The sequence below is a fragment of the Shewanella sp. 38A_GOM-205m genome (assembly GCF_000518445.1).
Classification (GTDB): domain Bacteria; phylum Pseudomonadota; class Gammaproteobacteria; order Enterobacterales; family Shewanellaceae; genus Shewanella; species Shewanella algae.
Genome location: NZ_JADP01000004.1, coordinates 199618 through 213511 on the forward strand (window position 1 = coordinate 199618; position 13894 = coordinate 213511).

At 53.0% G+C, this 13894-nt stretch carries 15 protein-coding genes; 13 read left to right on the plus strand and 2 right to left on the minus strand.

Translation table 11 applies throughout. The annotated features are described in order from the left end of the window. The first annotated feature begins 243 nt into the window (after window positions 1-243). The 3 genes from N512_RS22340 to N512_RS0105470 all read left to right on the plus strand — a co-directional run bounded on the left by N512_RS22340 (window position 244) and on the right by N512_RS0105470 (window position 1236). On the plus strand, window positions 244-543 hold the full coding sequence (locus N512_RS22340) for a hypothetical protein (RefSeq protein WP_037474266.1): 300 nt from the start codon (window positions 244-246) through the stop codon (window positions 541-543). Between the two features lie 127 nt (window positions 544-670). Beyond that, window positions 671-865: a PspC domain-containing protein gene (locus N512_RS0105465; protein ID WP_025009353.1), complete on the plus strand. Its 195-nt coding sequence runs from the start codon at window positions 671-673 to the stop codon at window positions 863-865. Then, a complete protein-coding gene (locus N512_RS0105470; RefSeq protein ID WP_129585965.1) occupies window positions 862-1236 on the plus strand; it encodes a hypothetical protein in 375 nt (124 codons plus the stop codon). The genes N512_RS0105465 and N512_RS0105470 overlap by 4 nt, the downstream gene beginning before the upstream one ends. A gap of 62 nt (window positions 1237-1298) precedes the next feature. Here N512_RS0105470 and N512_RS0105475 read toward each other — a convergent pair whose 3' ends face one another. Next, window positions 1299-2039: an enoyl-CoA hydratase gene (locus tag N512_RS0105475; protein ID WP_025886877.1), complete on the minus strand. Its 741-nt coding sequence runs from the start codon at window positions 2037-2039 to the stop codon at window positions 1299-1301. A 52-nt stretch (window positions 2040-2091) separates the two neighbouring features. On the opposite strand from N512_RS0105475, the gene N512_RS0105480 reads away from it, so the two are divergent. From N512_RS0105480 to N512_RS0105490, 3 genes are read left to right on the plus strand one after another with little or no spacing between them, the layout of a single operon-like run. Then, window positions 2092-2559 carry a copper chaperone PCu(A)C gene (locus N512_RS0105480; RefSeq protein WP_028779679.1) on the plus strand — a complete coding sequence of 156 codons (468 nt, stop codon included), beginning with the start codon at window positions 2092-2094 and terminating at the stop codon, window positions 2557-2559. A gap of 12 nt (window positions 2560-2571) precedes the next feature. Then, window positions 2572-3543: a DUF2333 family protein gene (locus tag N512_RS0105485; protein WP_025009356.1), complete on the plus strand. Its 972-nt coding sequence runs from the start codon at window positions 2572-2574 to the stop codon at window positions 3541-3543. Between the two features lie 3 nt (window positions 3544-3546). Next, window positions 3547-4284, plus strand: a complete 738-nt coding sequence (locus tag N512_RS0105490; protein ID WP_025009357.1) for a TIGR04219 family outer membrane beta-barrel protein — start codon at window positions 3547-3549, stop codon at window positions 4282-4284. Window positions 4285-4351: 67 nt separating this feature from the next. Here N512_RS0105490 and tolC read toward each other — a convergent pair whose 3' ends face one another. Then, a complete protein-coding gene (tolC, locus tag N512_RS0105495; RefSeq protein WP_028779680.1) occupies window positions 4352-5668 on the minus strand; it encodes an outer membrane channel protein TolC in 1317 nt (438 codons plus the stop codon). Between the two features lie 236 nt (window positions 5669-5904). On the opposite strand from tolC, the gene nudF reads away from it, so the two are divergent. The 7 genes from nudF to parC are packed head-to-tail and all read left to right on the plus strand — an operon-like array spanning window position 5905 to window position 13857. After that, window positions 5905-6531, plus strand: a complete 627-nt coding sequence (gene nudF, locus N512_RS0105500) for an ADP-ribose diphosphatase (protein ID WP_028779681.1) — start codon at window positions 5905-5907, stop codon at window positions 6529-6531. Beyond that, window positions 6512-6946 carry a DUF1249 domain-containing protein gene (locus tag N512_RS0105505; RefSeq protein ID WP_028779682.1) on the plus strand — a complete coding sequence of 145 codons (435 nt, stop codon included), beginning with the start codon at window positions 6512-6514 and terminating at the stop codon, window positions 6944-6946. Before nudF ends, N512_RS0105505 begins: the two co-directional genes overlap by 20 nt. A 15-nt stretch (window positions 6947-6961) precedes the next feature. Continuing rightward, window positions 6962-7801: a 3',5'-cyclic-AMP phosphodiesterase gene (gene cpdA, locus N512_RS0105510; RefSeq protein WP_025009361.1), complete on the plus strand. Its 840-nt coding sequence runs from the start codon at window positions 6962-6964 to the stop codon at window positions 7799-7801. Between the two features lie 35 nt (window positions 7802-7836). Continuing rightward, complete coding sequence (locus N512_RS0105515) at window positions 7837-8412, plus strand: YqiA/YcfP family alpha/beta fold hydrolase (RefSeq protein ID WP_028779683.1); 576 nt, start codon at window positions 7837-7839, stop codon at window positions 8410-8412. 53 nt (window positions 8413-8465) lie between these two features. Next, window positions 8466-10352 carry a DNA topoisomerase IV subunit B gene (gene parE, locus N512_RS0105520; RefSeq protein WP_025009362.1) on the plus strand — a complete coding sequence of 629 codons (1887 nt, stop codon included), beginning with the start codon at window positions 8466-8468 and terminating at the stop codon, window positions 10350-10352. A gap of 47 nt (window positions 10353-10399) precedes the next feature. Beyond that, window positions 10400-11590, plus strand: coding sequence for a DUF7133 domain-containing protein (locus N512_RS22345; protein WP_156029086.1), 1191 nt, complete (start codon window positions 10400-10402; stop codon window positions 11588-11590). Beyond that, window positions 11590-13857, plus strand: a complete 2268-nt coding sequence (parC, locus tag N512_RS0105530) for a DNA topoisomerase IV subunit A (RefSeq protein WP_028779684.1) — start codon at window positions 11590-11592, stop codon at window positions 13855-13857. Before N512_RS22345 ends, parC begins: the two co-directional genes overlap by 1 nt. Window positions 13858-13894: the final 37 nt, after the last annotated feature.

Here is a 13894-nt window from a genome sequence, read left to right on the forward strand (position 1 = left end):
CCTTGCTGTAATACCCGAGTGGTGAAAATCGCTATGGTGATAGTGCTTTTTACCAACAGATAGGAAATTGCTGTATTTTTGTGCTGTTACGGTCAGTCATTCTGTGTTAATGATTGGCCGTTTTTATTTTTTATTTCATTTAATATCATACTCTTAATTAAAGTTTTTCCCAGTTGGCACGCCCTTTGAATTAGTCATCTTGACCGCTGACCCGTTCAGCTTAACCAGAAAGGGATGACAAGCATGAAAACTTCCAACCTGACTATTAAATCTCTGTTTCTTGGCGTTGTTTTGGCTTCAGCCAGTGTTTCAGCCCAGGCCGATGTACTGCCTACTCAACCTATCCTCAGTGCTGTTGAACAGAACCTGAGTCAACAGGCCCAGACCATGTTGCTCAGTGCCAAGCGTGAAATGCTGGCCTCCCTGCAACAGGAACTGGAGCGTAGCGTGGCCCAACTGAGCGACGAGATGACTCAAGAAACCCTGAGTCAGATCACCGAATTACCCGTGGAGACCAGTGTTCTGACCCAAGCCAACGATTGAGGTGACTATGTGGATAAATAGCACCTTGGCACTACTGATGTTTCTGCCGTTGCTTGGCTACACCCTGGTGGCGTTGTTAGCCTGCGGTGCCCGGCAGATACAGTTAACGAGATAATCGGAGTCAGTTATGTTTGATTTGGAACGTACACTCAAGGGAAATTCTTCCATCGTCTGTGGCCTATGCCGCGATATGGCCGAGCGTTTTGGCTGGTCGGTATTCTGGACCCGAATTGTTGCCGCAGTCATCACTCTGATGCACCCATTGCTCGGATTGACGGCTTACTTTGCCCTGGCACTGCTGTGGCCCAAGTGGGTGAAATGAGTATGTATAACAAGAGTCGAAACAAGCACAGAAGATATAGGTTGCTGTCTCAGTTACTGGTATGGAGCATAGTCGGCGCGCTGATCCTTATGGTCTCTCTGCTCAGCCGCGAGTTTATGTCAGTGGGGATCTGGGGTAGCCCGTTTTTATGGCTGGATGCCGAGAACTGGAGCTGGGTGTTGACCCTGATAACCGCGATGCTGGCATTGGTGTGGGCCGCAATGACTTTCAGTGTGTTGGCTGTGGTGTGTGTACTTTGTGTTGCTGCGGCATTACTGATGTTTATCAGCGGCTTTGCAATGATTTGGCCCGTGCTGGTTTTGGCATTGGCAGTATGGGGAATAGGCAAGTCCAGTCAATGGCAGGAGTAGTGTTGCTGCGACTGGCTTGGTGTCAGCCCAGTCGCAGCAACATTGGATTCAGCCTCGATGATCTAACCTTTGTTGAGAAATTGGCGGAAAACCGCTTTGGCTTCATCGCTCTGCAGACGTTGGCCGAAGAGTTCCAACTCCTGATGCATCTGGTGTTGTACCCGGCTCTTGTGTGGCCGCATAAGTTGTCTGGTGAGTTGCAGCGCCTGAGGTGGCTTGGAGGCCAGAGCCTTGGCCTTTTCCAGCGCATAAGGGAAGAGTTCCACCGGACTCAACATGCGGTTGATGAGTTTGAGATCCAGCGCCGTTTCGGCATCGAAACTCTCGCCCAGCAACAGCAGTTCAGAGGCCTTTTGATAGCCGACCAATTCAGGCAGTAGCAGGCTGGAGCCGGCTTCAGGCACCAGTGCCAGGTCGATAAAGGGCAAACGGAACTGGGCTGTGTTATCGGCATAGACAAGGTCACAATGCAGCAGCAGCGTGGTACCGATTCCGACAGCGGCTCCGCTGACAGCGGCGACCAAGGGCTTTTTCAGCTCCAGCAGACAAAAGAGAAATCGCACTGCAGGGTGGTTGGGGCCCAGATCCGGCTGCTTGAGAAAATCCGCCACATCATTGCCTGAAGTAAAGCAGTTTTCACTGCCTGTCAGCAGAAAGGCACGGATCTCGTTGTCCGCTTCCCCCTGGATCAGGTATTCTGTAAGCTGCTTATACATATCGAGATCGAGGGCGTTACGTTTATCCGGACGGTTAAAACGTATGATGCGTACACCCTGCTCATCCTGAACCTGAATCGTGCTCATTCGTTGTTTCCTTTGCTGACGAAATGGGTTTTACATGGAGTTTAAGACATAGATGGCGATATTCAAACAACTGTTTAAAGTTATCTTGCTGGCCGGCATCAGTGCCAGCGCCTTCGCCTCGAACATAATGCTCGAACAAGGATATATCCGGGCCATGCCCGCTTCTGTTCCCAATACGGCGGCGTATCTGACACTCAGCAACCATGGCGCGGCGACTGAGCTGGTTTCTGCCAGCACCCCAGTGGCCCGTGAAGCCATGCTGCATACCCTGATTGAGGAAGATGACCTGGTTAAAATGCGCCATGTGGCGGCTTTCCCGCTGCCTGAGCATGGCCAGTTGACGCTGCAAAGCAGCGGCGATCACATCATGATCATGGGGCTCAAGGCACCGTTAGAGCTGGGGCAAAAAGTGCCTATTACACTGAGTTTTGCCAATGGTGAAACCCTCAATATCGAACTCGAAGTAAAATCCCCCAATGATGCTCCTGCAGCCCAAGAGCATCATCATCACCATCATTAAGGAGAACCCGGGATGCAAATGACATGGAAAAAAGGTGTCGGTGCAGCGGTCATAGTGTTCGTTATCGCATACGGCATCAGTGTTTGGTGGAGTATTGAACCCGAAGTGTTGACGCCCAAGGTGATGACATCGGAAAAGGGCGAGAAAATCACAGGTTATGCCACTACCAGCGCCTTGATTGAAACCATGGAGACCTTGCTGGATAAGCAAGGAGGCTGGTTGTCCAACGACATGATGCCGCCTTCTGTGATGATGGACAACATGCCGGCGTTTGAATTCGGTGCCCTGGAACAGGTGCGGGATCTCGCCTTGATCATGCGCAAAGAGTTCAGCCGCTCCCAGTCACAGTCCACCGCAGACAAAGATCTGCTGGAAGCACACTCCAAGCTGAATATTGAGCATACCAGTTGGCTGGTGCCCAGTGCCGAGAGTGAGTATCGCGATGCCATCAAGCTATTGAAGGTTTACCGGGCGCGGATGATGGATCCCAATAACCCGGATGCCCAGTTTTATGCCCGTGCCGATAACCTCAATGAGTGGTTGAAAGAGGTGCAGAAGCGCTTGGGCAGCATGTCACAGCGTCTGGCCGCCAGTGTTGGTCAGGAGAGGCTGAATACCGATCTGGCCGGTGACAGTGCCGCGCGTCAGTCGACCCCCAACCTGGCGAGCCAGCAGATTAAGACCAGCTGGTGGCAAATAGACGATGTCTTCTATGAATCCAGAGGCTCTGCCTGGGCCTTGCTGAATTTCATGAAGGCGGTTGAGGTCGATTTTGCTGACGTACTGAAGAAAAAGAATGCCGAAGTGAGTCTCAAACAGATCATCCGTGAACTGGAAGCGACTCAGCAAACAGTCTGGAGCCCAATGATCCTCAATGGTTCCGGATTCGGTTTGGTGGCCAACCATTCCTTGGTGATGGCCAACTATGTGTCCCGCGCCAATGCCGCGGTGATTGATTTAACCAACTTGCTTTCACAGGGTTAATTTATGAAAAAGACTTTATTGGCGACAGCCTTGCTGGCTTCTTTGATGGCGACCTCCGCCCAGGCAGCAACAGTCGTAGGCTTTAAGGTAGGCGCCGATTACTGGAAAGGAGATGCCAGCGGTACTTTCGCCGAGAAAGGCCAGCCGCAGCAGGAGTTCAACTATGACTCTTCCGCCCAGTACAGCCTTTGGTTCAGCGTTGAGCACCCTGTGCCACTGCTGCCCAACCTGAAGATCCGCGAAAACCGCCTGAAAGAAGATGGCGCTATGAGCAATGCCAACTTCAGTTTCAACGGCCACACCTTCAGCGGTGATGTGTATGCTACGGCCGACCTGAGCAACACAGACTTTATCCTTTACTATGAGCTACTGGACAATGATCTGGTTTCTCTGGATGTGGGTGGGGCCTACAAGTTGATGGATGGTTCTTTCCGGGTGGCAGACAAGGGGCATCCTGAGCAGCGTGATATCGACAGCGGTGTGGTCATGGGTTATGCCAATGCCGAGGTTGGCCTGCCTTTCTTCGGCTTGTACGCCTTTGCCGATGTGTTGGCCGGTATCAATGAATCCAGTGTCTATGACTACCAAGTAGGTCTGGGCTGGGAGTTTGATGGCGTGGCGCTGGATACCCGGGTACGTGCCGGCTACCGCGACTTTAAATTCGACGTGAACGGCTTCAACGGCATGAGCAGCAATATGCAGTTTGACGGCTTCTTTGCCGGTGTTGAACTGGTGTTCTAATTCCGTTTCAGTCGATTAGCCAATAAAAAACCGCCAGTTGGCGGTTTTTTATTGGTTAAGCTTCAGCTTACTGCTGTGCAGGAGCTGTCAGGCCGTTGTTGATTGAGATGACGTCATCTTCATTCAGGGTGCCTGTGGCTTGTTTCAGTGCCAATATTGACTTGATATAGCCGTAACGGGCGTTGGACAGCTGACGCTTGGAATCATACAGATCCCGGGTACGGTTCAGCACGTCGACTATAGTACGGGTACCCACTTCAAAACCGGCTTGAGTGGCTTTCAATGCACTTTCGGAAGAGAGTACTGATTGCTCATAGGCCTTGATGGAGCTGATAGAAGCACCAACGTTGTTGAAGTTGTTGCGAACATTTTTGACTACCTGGCGGTAAGTCTGTTCCAGCTTCTGGCTGGCTTCAACATAGGCGTATTGCGCCTGTTTCACCTGAGAGCTGACCTTGAAACCTTCAAAGATAGGCACCTTCAGGTTAACCCCAACGGTACCGTTATCGAAGTCAGGTTGGCTCTGGCTGCCGATTTCCTGCTCCAGGCCTTTGGTATAACCTGCGCTCAGGCTCAGAGACGGCATATGGCCGGCTTTATAGAGGCTGATGGTTTCCTGGGCGATATCTTTACCGATACGCTGGGTCAGCAGGTCGACACTGTTGGTCTCGGCCATCTTAAGCCAATCGCCTGGCACTGCCGGGGTTGGGCTGGCCGCAGAGAAGCGGTTGGTATCCAGAATGTCGATGCTCTTGTGATCTATACCTGTGATTTCACGCAGGGCTTCATAGCTGTTGATCAACTGATTCTCTGCCAAAATTTCATCGGCGGTCGCCAGGTCATACTGAGCCTGTGCTTCATGAACATCGGTAATGGCTGTCAGACCAACGGCAAAGCGTTGCTTGGTTTGTTCCAACTGACGCTCGATGGCACGCTTCTCGGCGCCTTTGAACTCATAGTTGTCCTTGGCGGCCAACACGTCAAAGTAAGCGGTTGTTACCCGGGTGATCAGTGTCTGCAGGGCAGAGGCGTAGACGGCATCGGCCTGTGATGCGGCTTTCTCCGCCAGGCTCAAACCGACCCAGGCAGAATGATCATAGATGACCTGGTCAAGTTTAATCGCACCTGTCAGGCCGCTGGTGTCGGCACTGGGATCGTTCCAGGCTTTGTCATAACCGACATTGGCACTGATGGTTGGCAGCAGTGGTGCGCGATTCTCTTCAATTTTCTCATACAACTGGTCTCTTTGGGCCTTGGCCTGGAGTACCACTGGATCATTGGTTAATGCCTGCTGATATATCTGAAGTAAATCGTCGGCTTGAACGGCCGGGGCAGAAACTGCGAGCGTTAACGCCGCGCATAAAGTGCGGATCTTGAATTTCATTGGCTGTCCTTATAGACAAACACCCTGTGACGGGCGGTTTCAACTTCGTTAGACTGTTAATGCCTTTGATAAAGGCGGTTTGCGCTTCCCGACGCTTCCCGATACAGCAAAACTTAATGGTTTTGATACTAAAAAATCAACCGTTTTCAAGTCAATTCGGAAGTGTAACAGATTTTATTGGCAAATGGTGCCGGGTGGTTTGAAATTGCACCTTTTATAGCTAAAGCGGAGTGAAAATGGCAGCAGAAAAATTCACCAAAGAGGATGTTCAGGTGCTGGGTCAGCGCACGCTATACCGTGGGTTTTTCCGTATGGAGGAATACCGTTTCCGTCATCGGCTGTTTGCCGGGGGCTGGAGCGATGAAGTGACTCGTGAGGTGTTTGAGCGCGGCCATGCCGTGGTGGTTTTACCCTATGATCCGCGAGAAGACAAAGTGGTGTTGATTGAGCAGGTGCGGTTTCCTGCGCTGGAAACCAGTGAATCTCCTTGGCTGCTGGAGTTGGTGGCGGGTATGATTGCCCCCGGCGAAGTGGCCGATGAGGTGGCCAAACGGGAACTTTTGGAAGAAACCGGACTCAATGCCAGTGCAATTTCGGCCGTAAGCAGCTATCTTTCCAGCCCCGGAGGTTGCAGTGAACGCTTCTTCTTTTACTGGGCGGCGGTGGATTCATCCAAGGCCAAAGGGCTGCATGGCTTGGCCGAAGAACATGAAGACATTAGGTTGCATGTGCTTTCCCGCAGTGATGCTTATGCCAAGGTGCTTAGTGGCGAAATCGACAATGCTTCGACCGTGCTCGGACTGCAATGGTTGCAGCTTAACTATCAAAGTTTAATCCAGGCCAATGAACAAGAAAGACAGTGACAAGAAATACCAGCCGGATGTCAGCCGCTTTTTAGCCCTGTGTGGCCGCAACTATGGCCATATTCAGCGCTGGTTGCCGGAGCAAGGTGAAGTGGGTGAAAGCTGGCAGGTAGAAGGTGATTTCGGCTGCCTAGATGTCGAGCTGCTGGAAAATACCCGCTATACCCAGTTGGTCAGTATTTCCCGCCATGTAGGGAAGGGCGGATTGATACCTGTCCCCAAGGTCACTGTGCGGATTTATCATGATGCTAAATTAGCAGAAGTGTTAAGCAGCCGACAGATTTACCAATTGCGGCCAGTGTATGATTATCCGAACTTACGCATGTACCACCGCGATGAAAAGTACCAGGTAAACGCCTTCCTGGAGGAGTTATTGAAAATAGACTGTCAGGCGCGCCTCGTTTGTCAGTCCTGAGATTGGGTAATCAAAGTGCTGAAAGAGGCAATCACATACAGTATTCCTGAGGACAAGAGTGTTCGTTTGGTGCAGATCACAGATCCTCACCTGTTTGCCGATCCTGAAGGACAGCTTCTTGGCGTAAATACCGCCAACAGTCTCAATGCCGTTATCAATACCATCCAGGCGGTCAAGTATCCCGCCGACATGCTGCTGGCCAGTGGTGACATTAGCCAGGATTACTCCGGTGAGTCCTACCGCAACTTTGTCGAAGCCATCAAACCGCTGAATCTGCCCTGCCATTATCTGCCTGGCAATCACGATGACCCCAGGATCATGTATCTGCATATGCAGGGTGAGCGTGTCTATGGTCACAGACGGGTATTGGCCGGGAATTGGCAGATTATCTTGCTGGACTCCACAGTGCGTGGAAAGCCCGGTGGCCATATGGCCGAAAGCGAAATTGAGATCATTCGCAGTGCCATAGCCGCTGAACCGGACAAACATGTGCTGCTGGTAATGCATCATAATCCTGTGCTGGTGGACTGCACCTGGCTGGATCAGCACTGTATGGATAATGGCGCCCATTTCCTCAAAGAGATGGGGCGTTATCCTCAGGTCAAGGGCATGCTCTGGGGCCATGTTCATCAGCAATTGGATACAGAATATCAGGGTGAAACCCACAAGTTATCTCTGATGGCGACACCATCGACCTGTATTCAATTTAAACCCTTGTCTTCCTATTTTGCGCTGGATGCACTGCAGCCTGGCTACCGTTTGCTGGAGCTCAAGCCCGATGGTAGCATGCTCACCAATGTTTATCGGATCCCGGGCGAGCGCTTCGCACCGGATGCTGAGGCCAGCGGCTACTGAATTTGCTTTGGAGCAGTGGCCCCTTGTGAGGAACTATGCTGCTCTACATTCACGGTTTCAACAGTTCTCCCTTGTCTGACAAGGCCGTGCTTACCCGCACCTATATTGAACAACATTTTCCAAGTGTGCGACTGGAGCAGCCACAGCTACCTACTTCGCCCAAGGCGGCAATGGCGTTGCTGATTCAGTTGACCGAAGCGGCCAAAGCCAAGGGCGAGCCACTGGCGTTTATCGGTTCATCCCTCGGCGGGTATTTTGCCTCTTGGCTGGCGGAGCGCTATGGCGGCAAGGCGGTATTGGTCAACCCGGCGGTGCGTCCCTTTGAGTTTTTCAGCGACTATTTGGGGCCGCAATACAACCCTTATACCGACGAACATTACCAATTATTGCCACAACATCAGCAGCAGCTGATTGAATTTGATACGCCGGTCATTCTCAATCCGGATCGTTTTTTTGTATTATTACAGACTGCCGATGAGGTGCTGGATTATCGCCAGGCCCTGGGCAAATATCACTGCTGTGAGATGCTGCTGGAAAGCGGTGGAAACCATAGTTTTGTGGGTTACGGCGACAAGCTGGACGCAGTCTGCCGTTTTTTACACTTATCTTGACAATCAGATCCTCGCGGCCCACCATGGCCTGAACATAAAAGACAGTGTGCGCTATGACCAATCAATACACCTCCGATGCCATTGAAGTACTGAACGGACTGGATCCGGTAAAACGCCGTCCCGGCATGTATACCGATACCACCCGACCCAACCACCTGGGTCAGGAAGTCATAGATAACAGTGTCGATGAGGCTTTGGCAGGGTTTGCAACCCGAATCGATGTGGTGTTACACACAGACAACTCGCTGGAAGTCACAGACGATGGCCGTGGTATGCCGGTGGATATTCACCCGGAGGAGGGGATCCCAGGGGTCGAGCTGATCCTGACCAAACTGCATGCCGGTGGTAAGTTTTCCAACAAAAACTATCAGTTTTCCGGTGGTTTGCATGGGGTGGGGATCTCTGTGGTCAACGCCCTCTCCAAAAGGGTTGAGATCACGGTTCGCCGCGATGCCAAAGTGTATGAAATGGCCTTTGAGCATGGCGACAAGGCCGAGAGTCTCAGGGAAACCGGTACCTGCGGGCGCCGCAATACCGGCACCCGGGTACAGTTTTGGCCCGATCCCAGCTATTTTGACTCACCGAACTTTTCGGTCACCAAGCTGACTTATCTGTTGCGGGCCAAGGCGGTACTCTGTCCTGGGCTCAGAATTCGTTTCGCCAACAAACAAAACGGTGAGGTTCATGAGTGGTTTTATGAAGAGGGCCTGACCGATTATCTGAAAGACTCCCTCAAAGAAGCCCCGGCGCTGCCACAGGAGCCTTTTGTCGGCAGTATCAAGACCAATCTGGAAGCCGCCGACTGGGCCATTACCTGGCTGCCTGAGGGCGGCGACAGTATCAGCGAAAGCTATGTCAACCTGATCCCAACGCCGCTTGGTGGTACCCATGTGAACGGTTTCCGTCAGGGACTGCTCGAGTCGATGCGTGAGTTCTGTGAGTTTCGTAACCTGATCCCAAGGGGAATTAAGCTTAGCCCGGAAGATATCTGGGACAAGGCCAGTTTTATTCTGTCGGTGAAGATGCAAGATCCGCAATTTGCCGGCCAGACCAAGGAGAAACTCTCCAGCCGCCAGTGCTCGGCGTTTGTGTCGGGTGTGGTGCGTGATGCCTTCAGCCTCTGGCTCAACAGCAACACAGATCAAGCCGAACTGCTGGCCGAGATGTGCATCAACAACGCCCAGAAGCGCCTCAAGGCGGCGAAGAAAGTCGCCCGAAAGAAGGTCACGTCAGGCCCGGCGCTGCCCGGTAAACTGACCGACTGCACAGGTCAGGATCCGGCGCGTTCCGAGCTGTTTCTGGTGGAAGGGGACTCGGCCGGTGGCAGTGCCAAACAGGCCAGGGACAGAGAGTTTCAGGCGATCATGCCGCTGCGAGGCAAAATTCTCAACACCTGGGAAGTGGAAGCGAGCCAAGTGCTGGCCTCTCAGGAAGTGCACGATATTTCAGTGGCCATAGGCTGCGATCCCGATAGCGACGATATCTCCGAACTCAGATACGGCAAGATCTGTATTCTCGCCGATGCTGACTCGGATGGTTTGCACATAGCAACCTTGCTGTGCGCGCTGTTTTTGAAACATTATCGCACTCTGGTTGAAAAGGGGCATGTGTATATCGCCATGCCGCCACTGTTCCGTATCGATATCGGCAAAGAAGTGTTTTACGCTTTGGATGAGCCTGAAAAGCAAGGCATTCTTGACAGAATTGCCGCAGACAACAAGAAAGGAAAAGTGCAGGTCACCCGCTTTAAAGGTCTGGGTGAGATGAATCCACTGCAACTGAGGGAAACGACCATGGATCCCAACACCCGTAGATTGGTACAACTGACCATAGATGATGTCGACGAGACTGTGGCATTGATGGACATGTTGCTGGCCAAGAAGCGCTCAGGTGATCGTAAGTCGTGGCTGGAAACCAAGGGAGACCTTGCTCAGCTGTAATCGCCCTTGATGTGCCAATAACTATAAAACTTAAAGGCAAGGATATGATGAACCTGAATAACAGAGTCGGTATCGCGGCCGGCGGAGGCTTGCTCCTGCTGGGAGCGGCGTTGCTGAGTGCGGCGGCCAATGCATCTCAGTCGATGATCATTACTGTGACCAAAGGCTTTGGTGTTTCTCTCTATGCCACAGATGTTGGCGATGCCAAGCAGATGGCAGTAGGAGATGAAGGTACCCTGTTTGTCGGTTCTCACAAGAGTGGCACGATTCACGCTTTGGTCGATAGTAACAATGATGGCCGGGTTGATAAGCGTTATCTGATAGCCAAGGGCCTGGATTACCCGGAGGCCTTGGCTTTTCACAAGGGCGATCTCTATGTTGCTCTGGAAGACAGGGTTGTGGTATTCCGTGATATCGAACCCAGGCTCAGGCGCCCTCCGCGGGCACGGGAAGTCTATGATCAACTTCCGGGCAATGGTAAGAAAAGCGCCAGAGCCATGCGCTTTGGCCCGGATGACAGGCTCTATATCGCCATCAGCGCCCCCTGCAATGTGTGTGAGCCCAGTGCCCCTTTTGGCAGCATCATTGCCGTGGATGTGAACTCGGGCAGTAGTCAGCAGATAGCGCTCGGAATACGCAATGTCATAGGTTTTGACTGGTCGCCACTGGATAACCGCCTCTGGTTTGCCGATATGAGCCGCGACTGGATGGGGGATAATCTGCCACCGGATGAAATCAACCGGGTCGATGTTGCCGGGGCGCATTATGGTTTCCCTTATGTGCATGGCAAAGCGGTGCAGGAGCCTGCCTATGAAGAGCCCAAGAGCCTGAATATTACCAAGCCAGTCTATGAACTGCCGGCGCATGTGTCTCCTATGGGGATGCTGTTTTATCGGGGAACCCAGTTTCCCGCCGAATATCACAACCAGATTTTATTGGCTGAGAACGGCTCCTGGAACCGTTCCAGTAAGGTGGGCTACCAGATAGTGGTGTTGGAAACCGATGGCCGTCAGGTGAGCAATCGCCGCACCCTGGTGAGTTTTCTCGATGGTGAGTTTCCGGTGGCCAGACCCCATTCACTGGCGATGGCCCCGGATGGCGCCGTCTATATTTCGGATGATCTGAAGGGAAACATCTACCGCCTGTACTACAAAGACACTGATGCAGAAGATGCTGATGCAGAAGATGCTGAATCTGAGTCGGACTATGCGCCGACACCTGAACAGGAAAATGAATAATGAGTGATGCGATAGCCTTGAGCCTGGATGGCGTGGAGCAGATGCCGCTCAGGCGCTTCACCGAAGAGGCGTATCTCAACTATTCCATGTATGTGATCATGGACCGGGCCTTGCCCCATATCGGCGATGGCCTCAAGCCGGTGCAACGGCGAATCGTCTACGCCATGAGCGAGCTGGGATTATCGGCGGCGGCCAAATACAAGAAGTCGGCCCGTACCGTGGGTGACGTACTGGGTAAGTATCACCCGCACGGTGACAGCGCCTGTTACGAAGCCATGGTGCTGATGGCGCAACCCTTTACCTATCGCTATCCCTTGGTGGATGGTCAGGGTAACTGGGGGGCTCCGGACGATCCCAAGTCGTTTGCGGCCATGCGTTATACCGAAGCCAGGCTATCCAAGTTTTCCGAGGTGCTGCTCAGCGAACTCGGTCAGGGAACAGTGGACTGGGGCGTCAACTTCGATGGCACCCTGAAAGAGCCCTTGGTCCTGCCAGCCAGACTGCCGCATATTCTGCTCAACGGTATTACCGGTATCGCAGTGGGTATGGCCACGGATATTCCGCCCCATAACGCCCGCGAGTTGGCCAATGCCTGTATCGAGCTGCTGGATAATCCCAAGGCTGACCTGCCGCGGCTAATGGAATTCGTGCCTGGGCCCGATTATCCGACAGCTGCCGAGATCATTACCCCGAGCGCCGAAATCGCCAAGGTCTATGAATCGGGCCGCGGCTCAATCAAGGCCCGTGCGGTTTACACTGTGGAAAACGGTGAAGTGGTGATAACGGCTTTGCCGCACCAGGCCAGCTCCAGCAAGATCCTCGAGCAGTTGGCGGCGCAGATGCAGACCAAGAAGCTGCCTATGGTGACAGACTTGCGCGATGAGTCGGACCATGAAAGTCCGGTTCGCTTGGTGATAGTGCCGAGATCCAACCGGGTCGATATCGAACAGTTGATGGCGCACCTGTTTGCCACTACAGATCTGGAGAAGAGCTACAGGGTCAACCTCAATGTGCTTGGTCTCGATGGTCGGCCTCAGGTCAAAGGGCTCAAGCAACTCTTGAGTGAGTGGCTGGAGTTTCGAATTCATACTGTGCGCCGCCGTCTGGAATTTCGTCTGGATAAAGTCCTGGCCAGGTTGCATATTCTTGAAGCCTTGATGATTGCCTTCCTCAATATTGATGAAGTGATAGAGATCATCCGCTTCCACGACGAACCCAAGGCCGAGTTGATGCGCCGCTTCGGGCTGACAGACAAGCAAGCCGAAGCAATTTTGGACCTCAAGCTGCGCCATCTGGCCAAGCTGGAAGAGATGAAGATCCGTGGTGAGCAGGATGAGCTTGAAGCCGAGCGGGAAAAGTTGCAGCAACTGCTCAGTTCGGAACGCCGCCTGAAGACCTTGATCAAGAAAGAACTGCAGGCAGATGCGGAAACCTATGGTGATGACCGCCGCTCGCCACTGGTGGTGAGAAGCGAATCCAGAGCACTGTCTGAGCAGGAGTTGGTGCCGACCGAGCCCGTGACTGTGGTGTTGTCTGAAAAGGGCTGGGTACGCTGTGCCAAGGGCCATGATATAGACGCCGCCGGGTTGTCCTATAAGGCAGGTGACAGTTTCCTCTGCGCCGCAGCGGGACGCAGCAACCAGCAATCTGTGTTTATTGACAGCGCCGGGCGCGCCTTCGCCACGGATACCCATACTCTGCCTTCGGCCCGTAGCCAAGGGGAACCTATTACCACCAGATTCAATCTGGCCCCAGGGGAGAGCATGGAGCACGTATTGCTCGGGGATGATGATAACTGCTTCCTACTGGCGAGTGATGCCGGTTACGGCTTTATCTGCGCCTTTAAGGACATGGTGTCGCGCAATAAGGCGGGTAAGGCTTTACTGACACTGCCGGCCAATGCCAAGGCTTTAACGCCGCGTAAACTGGACAAGTCCAGACCCAGTTCGATTCTGGCCATTACCAATGAAGGGCGGATGCTGATGTTCTCCATGGAGGCGCTGCCGCAGTTGGCCAAGGGTAAGGGCAACAAGATCATCGGCATCCCATCGGAGCGGGCGAAAAACCGCGAAGAGTTGGTGACCCATCTATATCTGGTGCCTGAAGGTGCCAATGTCACCCTCTGGGCCGGCAAGCGTAAGCTGACATTGAAGAGCAGCGATCTGGAGCATTACCGTGGTGAGCGTGGCCGTCGTGGTGCCAAGCTGCCAAGAGGGCTGCAAAGGGTCGACAGTGTCGAAGTCAGTTTGGAGGAGCCGGCGTTGTAGCCCGGCCCAGAAACTACAAAAGCCGCATCATGATGCG

Bases quoted from the DNA above. Each gene is read 5' to 3' on its own strand.
- N512_RS0105470 (WP_129585965.1), top strand. From the start codon at position 862: ATGAGTATGTATAACAAGAGTCGAAACAAGCACAGAAGATATAGGTTG.
- tolC (WP_028779680.1), bottom strand. From the start codon at position 5,668: ATGAAATTCAAGATCCGCACTTTATGCGCGGCGTTAACGCTCGCAGTT.
- parC (WP_028779684.1), top strand. From the start codon at position 11,590: ATGAGTGATGCGATAGCCTTGAGCCTGGATGGCGTGGAGCAGATGCCG.
- N512_RS22345 (WP_156029086.1), top strand. From the start codon at position 10,400: ATGAACCTGAATAACAGAGTCGGTATCGCGGCCGGCGGAGGCTTGCTC.
- N512_RS22340 (WP_037474266.1), top strand. From the start codon at position 244: ATGAAAACTTCCAACCTGACTATTAAATCTCTGTTTCTTGGCGTTGTT.
- parE (WP_025009362.1), top strand. From the start codon at position 8,466: ATGACCAATCAATACACCTCCGATGCCATTGAAGTACTGAACGGACTG.
- N512_RS0105465 (WP_025009353.1), top strand. From the start codon at position 671: ATGTTTGATTTGGAACGTACACTCAAGGGAAATTCTTCCATCGTCTGT.
- N512_RS0105505 (WP_028779682.1), top strand. From the start codon at position 6,512: ATGAACAAGAAAGACAGTGACAAGAAATACCAGCCGGATGTCAGCCGC.
- N512_RS0105480 (WP_028779679.1), top strand. From the start codon at position 2,092: ATGGCGATATTCAAACAACTGTTTAAAGTTATCTTGCTGGCCGGCATC.
- nudF (WP_028779681.1), top strand. From the start codon at position 5,905: ATGGCAGCAGAAAAATTCACCAAAGAGGATGTTCAGGTGCTGGGTCAG.
- N512_RS0105515 (WP_028779683.1), top strand. From the start codon at position 7,837: ATGCTGCTCTACATTCACGGTTTCAACAGTTCTCCCTTGTCTGACAAG.
- N512_RS0105490 (WP_025009357.1), top strand. From the start codon at position 3,547: ATGAAAAAGACTTTATTGGCGACAGCCTTGCTGGCTTCTTTGATGGCG.
- N512_RS0105475 (WP_025886877.1), bottom strand. From the start codon at position 2,039: ATGAGCACGATTCAGGTTCAGGATGAGCAGGGTGTACGCATCATACGT.
- N512_RS0105485 (WP_025009356.1), top strand. From the start codon at position 2,572: ATGCAAATGACATGGAAAAAAGGTGTCGGTGCAGCGGTCATAGTGTTC.